This window comes from Pseudomonas sp. MF6396 (assembly GCF_002018915.1).
Classification (GTDB): Bacteria; Pseudomonadota; Gammaproteobacteria; order Pseudomonadales; family Pseudomonadaceae; genus Aquipseudomonas; species Aquipseudomonas palmensis.
In genome coordinates, this window is the sequence record NZ_MVOK01000025.1 from 83250 (window position 1) to 92517 (window position 9268).

The 9268-nt window shown below is 63.3% G+C and carries 8 protein-coding genes; 3 read left to right on the forward strand and 5 right to left on the reverse strand.

Annotated elements, in window-relative coordinates; genetic code table 11:
* Positions 1–8: 8 nt before the first annotated feature.
* Positions 9–1094 carry a calcium:proton antiporter gene (locus tag MF6396_RS22070; protein WP_043860963.1) on the forward strand — a complete coding sequence of 362 codons (1086 nt, stop codon included), beginning with the start codon at positions 9–11 and terminating at the stop codon, positions 1092–1094.
* A 4-nt stretch (positions 1095–1098) separates the two neighbouring features.
* Here MF6396_RS22070 and MF6396_RS22075 read toward each other — a convergent pair whose 3' ends face one another.
* The 5 genes from MF6396_RS22075 to MF6396_RS22095 form a co-directional block, all read right to left on the reverse strand.
* Positions 1099–2454 (reverse strand): 8-oxoguanine deaminase, encoded by a 1356-nt coding sequence (locus tag MF6396_RS22075; RefSeq protein WP_078481571.1) that lies wholly within the window; start codon positions 2452–2454, stop codon positions 1099–1101.
* A gap of 115 nt (positions 2455–2569) precedes the next feature.
* Positions 2570–3256 (reverse strand): SDR family oxidoreductase, encoded by a 687-nt coding sequence (locus tag MF6396_RS22080; protein WP_058540774.1) that lies wholly within the window; start codon positions 3254–3256, stop codon positions 2570–2572.
* A 361-nt stretch (positions 3257–3617) separates the two neighbouring features.
* Complete coding sequence (locus MF6396_RS22085) at positions 3618–4202, reverse strand: IMPACT family protein (protein ID WP_043860966.1); 585 nt, start codon at positions 4200–4202, stop codon at positions 3618–3620.
* Positions 4203–4211: 9 nt separating this feature from the next.
* Positions 4212–4871, reverse strand: coding sequence for a TetR/AcrR family transcriptional regulator (locus tag MF6396_RS22090; RefSeq protein ID WP_043860967.1), 660 nt, complete (start codon positions 4869–4871; stop codon positions 4212–4214).
* Positions 4872–4971: 100 nt separating this feature from the next.
* Complete coding sequence (locus MF6396_RS22095) at positions 4972–5889, reverse strand: LysR family transcriptional regulator (RefSeq protein WP_043860968.1); 918 nt, start codon at positions 5887–5889, stop codon at positions 4972–4974.
* A gap of 124 nt (positions 5890–6013) precedes the next feature.
* Between MF6396_RS22095 and MF6396_RS22100 the strand changes: the two genes are divergently transcribed.
* On the forward strand, positions 6014–7360 hold the full coding sequence (locus tag MF6396_RS22100; protein ID WP_043860969.1) for an aspartate aminotransferase family protein: 1347 nt from the start codon (positions 6014–6016) through the stop codon (positions 7358–7360).
* 62 nt (positions 7361–7422) lie between these two features.
* Entirely contained in the window at positions 7423–8916 is a 1494-nt protein-coding gene (locus tag MF6396_RS22105) for a CoA-acylating methylmalonate-semialdehyde dehydrogenase (protein ID WP_078481572.1), read from the forward strand.
* The last annotated feature ends 352 nt before the right edge of the window (positions 8917–9268 follow it).

A 9268-nucleotide genomic window follows, 5' to 3' on the forward strand; every position in this document is an offset into this window, starting at 1 on the left:
GGCCGCCGATGCTCAAGCTACTGACCCAGGAAAAGCTCTTGCTGCTGGCCGTGGTGACCGCCCTGCTGGCCTGGCCATTGGAGCCGTTGTTGCTGGGGCACGGCCATGGCGTGGCGTTGTTGGCCGGGTTCGCGCTGGTGGGGGCGATCGTGTGCGCCTCGATGCGGGTTGCACAGCATGCCGAGCTGCTGGCGGAAAAGGTCGGCGACCCCTACGGCACCATGATCCTGACCCTGTCGGCGGTCTTGGTGGAGGTGGTGATCCTGGCCATCATGATGAGCAATGAGGCTTCGCCGACGCTGGTGCGCGACACCATCTACTCGGCGGTGATGCTCGATATCAACGGGATCCTGGGCCTGGCCGCGTTGATGGGCGGGCTCAAGCACGGCGAGCAGAGCTACAACGACGATTCGGCACGCACCTACAGCGTGATGATCATGACCGCGATGGGCGTGTCGATGGTGGTGCCCGAGTTCATCCCCGAAGCCCAGTGGCATCTGTATTCGGCCTTCACCATCGGCGCGATGGTGGTGCTGTATACGCTGTTTCTGCGCATGCAGGTGGGGCCGCACAGCTACTTTTTCAGCTACAGCTACCCGCAGAAGAAACGCCGCGACCCGGTGGCAGGGACGCCGGGCGGCCACAAGGCGCGATCGATCGCGATTCTGATTTCGGGGGTGGTGGTGATCGGCCTGCTGGCCGAAGTCATGTCCAAGACCCTGGACTATGGCCTGGAGGGCAGCGGAGCACCGCCGGTACTGACGGCAATCGTGGTAGCGGCCATCTCTGCCGCGCCGGAGATTCTCACCGCATTGCGCGCGGCGCTGGCCAACCGCATGCAATCGGTGGTCAATATCGCCCTGGGGGCCTCGCTGTCGACGGTGATCCTCACCGTGCCGCTGATGGAGGCCATGGCCCTGTACACCGGTCAGCCGTTCCAGATGGCCATGACCCCGGTGCAGACGGTGATGATCTTCATCACGCTGATCGTCAGCGCCATCAACCTGAACGATGGCGAAACCAACGCGATCGAGGGCATGACCCACTTCGTGCTGTTCGCCACGTTCATCATGCTGGCGCTGCTGGGCCTGTAGCTGCCTAGCCGGCGATCAGTTGCGCGGCGGCCTGGCGGTGATCGGCGATCAGGCCCTTCACGTCCAGCCCTTCGATCTGGCCATCGATCACTCGCCACCGGCCGCCGACCATCACTCGGTCGGCCCGGTCGGCACCGCACAGCAGCAGGGCCGAGAGCGGATCATGGCTGCCGGAAAAACGCAGTTCATCCAGCTTGAACAGGGCCAGGTCGGCCTGCTTGCCCACGGCCAGCTCGCCGATGTCGTCGCGCCCCAGCAGTTGCGCCGAACCTCGTGTGGCCCAGCCCAGCACGCGCTCGGGGGTGATGGCCTCGGCACCGTAGCGCAGGCGCTGCAGGTACAGGGCCTGGCGGGTTTCGAGGATCATGTTGGACGCATCGTTGGAGGCCGAGCCATCCACACCCAGGCCCACTGGCGCACCCGCGTCGGTCAGATCCACGGTGGGGCAGATGCCCGATGCCAGGCGCATGTTGGAGCTGGGGCAATGGCAGATGCCGGTGCCGGCAGCGCCCAGGCGGGCAATCTCGTCGGGGTTGAAGTGGATGCCGTGGGCCAGCCAGGTGCGCGGGCCGAGCCAGCCGACACTGTCCAGATAGTCGACGGTACGCAGGCCAAAGCGCTGCAGGCAGAAGTCCTCCTCGTCGAGGGTTTCGGCCAGGTGCGTGTGCAGGCGCACGTCCAGCTCTTGGGCCAGGGTCGCGCTGGCGCGCATGATTTCGGGCGTGACCGAGAACGGTGAGCAGGGGGCCAGGGCGATCTGGATCTGCGCGCCCGCGTCACGCTCGTGGTAACTGTGGATAAGTCGTTGGCTGTCGGCCAGGATCACCTCGCCCTGCTGCACCGTCTGCTGCGGTGGCAGGCCACCATCGGCTTCACCCAGGCTCATGGAACCGCGGGTGAGCATGGCGCGCATGCCGAGTTTGCGCACACTCTCCACTTGTACGTCGATGGCGTTTTCCAGGCCGTCGGGGAACAGGTAGTGGTGGTCGGCAGCGGTGGTGCAGCCCGACAGCAGCAGTTCGGCCAGGGCTACCTGGGTCGCCAGCTCCAGCTTGGCCGGGGTGAGCCGGGCCCACACCGGGTACAGCGTCTTGAGCCAGGGGAACAGCGGCTGGTTGACCACCGGAGCCCAGGCACGGGTAAGGGTCTGGTAGAAGTGGTGGTGGGTGTTGATCAGGCCTGGCAGTACCACGTGCTCACGGGCATCGAAGGTTTGCTGGCAAGGTGTGGCGGGGGTTTGGCCGAGGCCGAGGACTTCGCGGATGATGCCGCCTTCGAGCACCAGGCCGCCACGGGCGTCGAGGGTGTTGGCGGTAAAGATGGCAAGCGGGTTTTTCAACCAGATACGGGTCGCAGGCATGGTGCCGGCTCCTCTGAAAGTGGGTTCAGGTTAGCCAGCTCAGTGTTGCCCTGTCTGCTGATCCAGGTCCGCCGCGGTGGGCGAAGGGCCGAGTCTACACCCACCGCGCGTCAGATCACCAGATCAGTTTCTCGCCCTTGTAGTTGATGAAATGCAGGCCACCCTTGCCGCTGTTGAGGGTGACCTGTTCAACCATCCCGCCCGTGCTGGTAGGCACGTCGATTTCAGCGCCTTCGCCGCCCATGTCGGTCTGGACCCAGCCCGGGTGCATGGCCAGCACGGTCAGGCCGGTGTCGCCCAGCTGCACGACGAAGCTGTTGATCATGGAATTGAGCGCAGCCTTGCTGGCCTTGTACAGGGCCAGGTCGGGCGCGTCGGGGATGCTCACGCTGCCCAGCACCGAGCTCATGAAGGCGATGACCCCACCCTTGTCGTTGAGCTGCGGGCTCAAGCGCTGCGCCACGCGAATCGGCGCGACGCTGTTGGTCATGAACAGTTCGCCGATATCCGCCAGTTGTACCCGCTCCGGGTTCTGGTCATCAGGGCCCTTGACCCCCGCATTGACGAACAGCAGGTCGAAGGTCTGACCCTTGAGGCGCGCCTGCAGTGCATCGAGCTGATCGGTGCTGTTCATTTCCAGGGTCTCGACCTGTACGCCGGGCACCGCGGCCAGCGCAGGGGCCTTGGCAGGGTCCCGAACGGTGGCGGTCACGTTCCAGCCCTGCTCGCGCAGGCGCTGCACAAGGCCAAGGCCCAGGCCACGGGATGCGCCAATGATCAGTGCGGTTTTGGGGGCGGTCATGGGATAACTCCGTACAGGTGGGCAGAGGATACGCAGCGTAGCATGGCCTGGAGGCTGCTCATAAAATGATCAATCGACGCTGAGCATTGGCCGGCAGGCCTTTGGCGCAGGCGCTCACGGTTTATCCACAGCTTGCTCCACAGTATTTGTGTGCAAGCGCCAGGCACGGTTCTGTGGCCATGGAGCCGGCCCTAAAGGACACCTGGCTGGGGATAAGTCACTGATTCGACGCCGCTTGATGGCCTGTCATCAAACCTTGATCAAAATATGATCGTTTCTCTGTGAGCCTTGATCCAGAAGGGCTGCAGCCGAGTGCTAAGAGGTTATCCACAGCCGGGCCCACAGTGGATGTGGGCAAGTGTCAGCGCCGTTCGAGCAGAATGCGCCCGCGGCTCAGGTCGGCCAGTTGTCGTTGCACCGGTTCGATCTGCTCCTCGCCAAGCGCCAGCAACAGGTCGACACCGTTGGCGGTGAACTGCTCGTCCATCACCAGGCCGTCGGCTTCGGCGACGCGTAGCTTGAGCAGGGCCAGTTCGCTGAATGCGCAACTGCAGTGCAGCTCGACACGGCTTACCAGCAGGCGCTTTTCGGCCTGTTGCAGGCACTTGTTGGCGCCACCGCCATAGGCCCGGGCCAGTCCACCGGTGCCCAGCTGAATGCCGCCGTACCAGCGAATCACCAGCACCACTACCTGGTCGCAGTCCTGCGCCTCGATGGCCGCCAGGATCGGGCGCCCGGCCGTACCGCCGGGTTCGCCGTCGTCGCTGCTGCGGTACTGCGCCCCCAGTTTCCAGGCCCAGCAGTTGTGGGTGGCGGCCAGGTCGCTGTGCCGTTCGATGAAGGCCTGGGCCTCGGCCGGGCTGCTGATGGGGCCGGCCAGGGTGATGAAGCGGCTCTTGCGGATCTCTTCGCGAAACTCGCAAGTGTCCAACAGGGTAAAAGGCATAAGCAGGGTTCAGTTCGGTGGGGTCAGGCCACAGCCTTTGAGGATGATGTGGATAAGGTTGTTGCTGGCGTCTTCCATGTCCTGCTTGGTCAGGCGGCTGCGGCCGGTTACCTGGCAGATCTGTGTGGAGAAGTCGGCATAGTGCTGGGTGCTGCCCCAGAGCAGGAAGATCAGGTGTACCGGGTCGAGGCGGTCCATCTTGCCGGCATTCATCCAGCTTTCGAACACGGCGGCCCGGCCCTTGAACCAGTCGCGGTAGTCCTGGCTGAAGTAGTCGGTCAGGCACTGGCCGCCGCTGATGATCTCCATGGCGAAGATCCGCGAGGCCTGCGGGTTGCGCCGCGAGAACTCCATCTTGGCGCGAATGTAGCGGCTCAGCGCCTCGGCCGGGTCGTCGTCGGCACTCAGGGTGTTGAAGGTGCTGTCCCACAACTCGATGATGTTGCTCAGCACCGCCACGTACAGGCCCAGCTTGTTGGTGAAGTAATAGTGCAGGTTGGCCTTGGGCAGCCCGGCGTTCAGCGCGATGGTGTTCATGCTGGTGCCCTTGAAGCCATGACGGGCGAACTCGTCTTCGGCAGCCTGGATGATGGCCTGCTCGTTCTTCTGGCGGATACGGCCGGCAGGCCTGGCAGCCTGGAGGCGGTGTGCGGGGACTTCGAAGGTCATGGGCGATTCCGGACAGAGCGGGGTAGTGTGGCACATGCACTGATAACCCAGCCGTGGCAGGCGGGCAAGCGCTCATCGGCGAAAAAGCCGATAAACCGCATCAGCGGGTGGCCGCCAGGCTGTCCAGGAAGCTCTCGAGCACCAGGTGCGGGCGCCGTCCCTTGCGGGTAACCCAGCACAGGCTCAGGTCATAGAAGCGTTCGTCGGGTTTGAGGGCGCGCAGGCGCCCCTGCTGTACCCAGGCGTTGGCGTAGTGGTCGGGCAGGTAGCCGATGTAGCGCCCGGTAAGAATCAGGAACGCCATGCCTTCGCGGTCCGAGGCGCTGGCGGTGCAGTGCAGGTCCTGATACTGGGCCTGGATCTCGGCCGGCAGGCGGAAGGTGGGGGCGATCGCGTCCTGGCTGTTGAGGCGGTCGTCGTCCAGCTGGCGGTCATCGGCATAGAACAGCGGGTGCCCGACCGCGCAATAGAGCAGTGAGCGCTCACTGTACAGTGGCTGGTACTCGAGCCCCGACAGCGGGCTGGTCTGGGGGACCACGCCGACGTGCAGGCTGCCGTCGAGCACGCCCTGTTCGACCTGGCTGGGAGCGATCATGCGGATCTGGATGCGTACCTCCGGCCCCCGGTCCTTGAGCTGCGCCAGGGCATGGGTGATGCGCATGTGCGGCAGCGTCACCAGGTTGTCGGTGAGGCCGATGTTCAGCTCGCCGCGCAAGTGCTGGTGCAGGCCGTTGACCTCGGTGCGAAAGCTTTCCAGCGCGCCGAGCAGTTGCAGGGCGCTCTGGTACACCTCGCGGCCCTCTTCGGTCAGCGAGAACCCGGCACGGCCGCGCTGGCACAGGCGCAGGCCCAGGCGTTGCTCCAGGTCGCTCATCTGCTGGCTGATGGCCGAGCGGCCGATGCCCAGCACGTTCTCGGCTGCGGAGAAGCCGCCGCATTCCACCACGCTGCGGTAGATTTTCAACAGACGGATGTCGAAATCACTGACCTGCGCAAGCGGCTCCGGGCGACGGCTCATAGTTTAGTGTCCAGCTAACTGAAGATTAGAAAAGTAGGCTTTTTCAGACTTTATCCCCGTGACAACTTAGCTGCAACAACGTTTGCCTCCCTCATGTTGCTCATTGCCTTGCGAGGTTTGTCCCATGAATCTGCCTGAAAACGCTCCCCTCGGCCTTGCCAGCCAGCTCAAGCTGGATGCGCACTGGATGCCCTATACCGCCAACCGCAACTTTCAGCGCGACCCGCGCCTGATCGTCGCCGCCGAAGGCAGCTACCTGACGGATGACAAGGGGCGCAAGATCTATGATGCGCTGTCGGGGCTGTGGACCTGCGGCGCCGGGCATACCCGCAAGCAGATTCAGGAAGCGGTGTCGCGTCAGCTGGGTGTGCTGGATTATTCGCCGGCCTTCCAGTTCGGCCACCCGCTGTCGTTCCAGCTGGCCGAGAAGATCACCGACCTGACCCCGGGCAACCTGAACCACGTCTTCTATACCAACTCCGGTTCCGAATGCGCCGATACCGCGCTGAAGATGGTGCGTGCCTACTGGCGCCTCAAAGGCCAGGCGACCAAGACCAAGCTGATCGGCCGTGCCCGTGGCTACCACGGCGTGAACATCGCCGGCACCAGCCTGGGCGGCGTCAACGGCAACCGCAAGATGTTCGGCCAGTTGCTGGATGTGGACCATATCCCGCACACCCTGCTGCCGGGCAACGCATTCAGCAAGGGGATGCCGGAGGAGGGCGGTATCGCCCTGGCCGACGAGATGCTCAAGCTGATCGAGCTGCACGATGCGTCGAACATCGCGGCACTGATCGTCGAGCCGCTGGCCGGCTCCGCCGGTGTACTGCCACCGCCCAAGGGCTACCTCAAGCGCCTGCGCGAGATCTGCGACCAGCACAACATTCTGCTGATCTTCGACGAAGTGATCACCGGTTTTGGCCGTATGGGTGCCATGTTCGGTGCCGACGCCTTTGGTGTGACGCCCGACCTGATGTGTATCGCCAAGCAGGTTACCAACGGCGCCATCCCGATGGGCGCGGTGATCGCCAGCAGCGAGATCTACCAGACCTTCATGAACCAGCCGACCCCGGAATACGCGGTCGAATTCCCGCACGGCTACACCTACTCCGCGCACCCGGTTGCCTGCGCTGCCGGCCTGGCTGCACTCGACCTGCTGGAGAAGGAGAACCTGGTGCAGTCGGCTGCCGACCTGGCACCGCATTTCGAACGTGTGCTGCACGGAGTCAAGGGCGCGAAGAACATCGTCGACATTCGCAACTACGGCCTGGCCGGTGCCATCCAGATTGCCGCGCGGGACGGGGATGCCATCGTGCGTCCGTTCGAGATCGCCATGAAGCTGTGGAACGCCGGCTTCTATGTTCGCTACGGCGGCGACACCCTGCAGTTCGGCCCGACTTTCAACACCACCCCGCAAGAACTGGATCGCCTGTTCGATGCGGTGGGCGAAGCGATCAACCAGGTCGGCTGATCCCTCTCTTTATATAAGCAGGCGCGCGGTGCCGCGCCTGAACCCCCTTTCTGGAGTTCTGCATGAGCATTGTTCAGCATCTGATCCACGGTGAAATGGTTTCAAGCGGTGAGCGCACCGCCGATGTGTTCAACCCGTCCACCGGCCAGGCGGTACGCAAGGTGGCGCTGGCCAGCCGGGAAACCGTGCAGCAGGCCATCGATTCGGCCAAGTCGGCATTCCCGGCCTGGCGCAATACCCCGCCGGCCAAGCGGGCCCAGGTGATGTTTCGCTTCAAGCAACTGCTTGAGCAGAACGAGTCGCGCATTGCGCAGATGATCAGCGAAGAGCATGGCAAGACCCTCGAGGATGCGGCGGGTGAACTCAAGCGCGGTATCGAGAACGTCGAGTTCGCCTGCGCTGCCCCCGAAGTGCTCAAAGGCGAATACAGCCGCAACGTGGGCCCGAACATCGATGCATGGTCCGACTTCCAGCCGCTGGGCATCGTTGCGGGGATCACCCCGTTCAACTTCCCGGCCATGGTGCCGCTGTGGATGTACCCGCTGGCGATTGCCTGTGGCAACTGCTTCATTCTCAAACCGTCCGAGCGCGATCCGAGCTCGTCGCTGTTCATTGCCCAGCTGTTGCTGGAAGCCGGCTTGCCCAAGGGCGTGCTGAACGTGGTGCATGGCGACAAGGTGGCGGTGGACGCGCTGATCGAAGCCCCAGAGGTCAAGGCGCTGAGCTTTGTGGGCTCCACGCCGATTGCCGAGTACATCTATGCCGAGGGCACTCGTCGTGGCAAGCGTGTGCAGGCGCTGGGTGGTGCGAAGAACCACGCGGTGCTGATGCCCGATGCCGACCTGGACAACGCGGTCAGCGCACTGATGGGCGCGGCGTACGGTTCGTGCGGTGAACGCTGCATGGCAATCTCGGTAGCGGTGTGCGTGGGTGACCAGGTGGCCGATGCACTGGTGGCCAAGCTGGTGCCGCAGATCAAGGCGCTGAAGATCGGTGCCGGTACCAGTTGCGGTCTGGACATGGGGCCGCTGGTGACTGCGGCTGCGCGCGACAAGGTGGTTGGCTATATCGATGACGGCCTGGCTGCCGGTGCCGAATTGGTGGTGGACGGCCGCGGCTACAGTGTTGCGGGGCATGAGCAAGGTTACTTCGTGGGCGGTACGCTGTTCGATCGGGTCAGCCCCGAGACGCGTATCTATAAGGAAGAGATCTTCGGCCCGGTGCTGTGTGTGGTACGGGTGAACAGCCTCGAGCAGGCCATGCAGTTGATCAACGATCATGAATACGGCAACGGCACCTGCATCTTCACCCGTGATGGGGAAGCGGCGCGTCTGTTCTGCGACGAGATCGAAGTGGGCATGGTGGGGGTCAACGTTCCGTTGCCGGTGCCGGTGGCCTATCACAGCTTCGGTGGCTGGAAGCGCTCGCTGTTTGGCGACCTGCATGCCTACGGCCCGGATGGCGTGCGCTTCTATACCCGGCGCAAGGCGATCACCCAGCGTTGGCCGCAGCGCGCCAGCCATGAAGCATCGCAGTTCGCATTCCCAAGCCTTTGAGGTCGGGCTGAAAGGAGGGAGGCCGCAAGGCCTCCCTCTTTTGTTTTTCAGCGTTTTTGACCGATGTGACAGATTTATTGCGAATAGCGCTTGACGGGTTTCCAGAAGTCTTTATACTTCGCCCCACTTCCAGCGTAGCAGGAACGAAAAACTCCTTGAATATCAGTGAGTTGGACGTTTCAGGTCAGGCTGGAGGTGCTTCGATCGAAAGATCGTCAGCGGTGAAAAAAGGTGGTTGACAGCAGGTTGTAACGCTGTAGAATTCGCCTCCCGCTACGAGAGATCGAAGCGAGTCAAGTGTTTGAAGTGAAACGAAAAACTTCAAAATAAACGCTTGACAGACTCTGAGGAA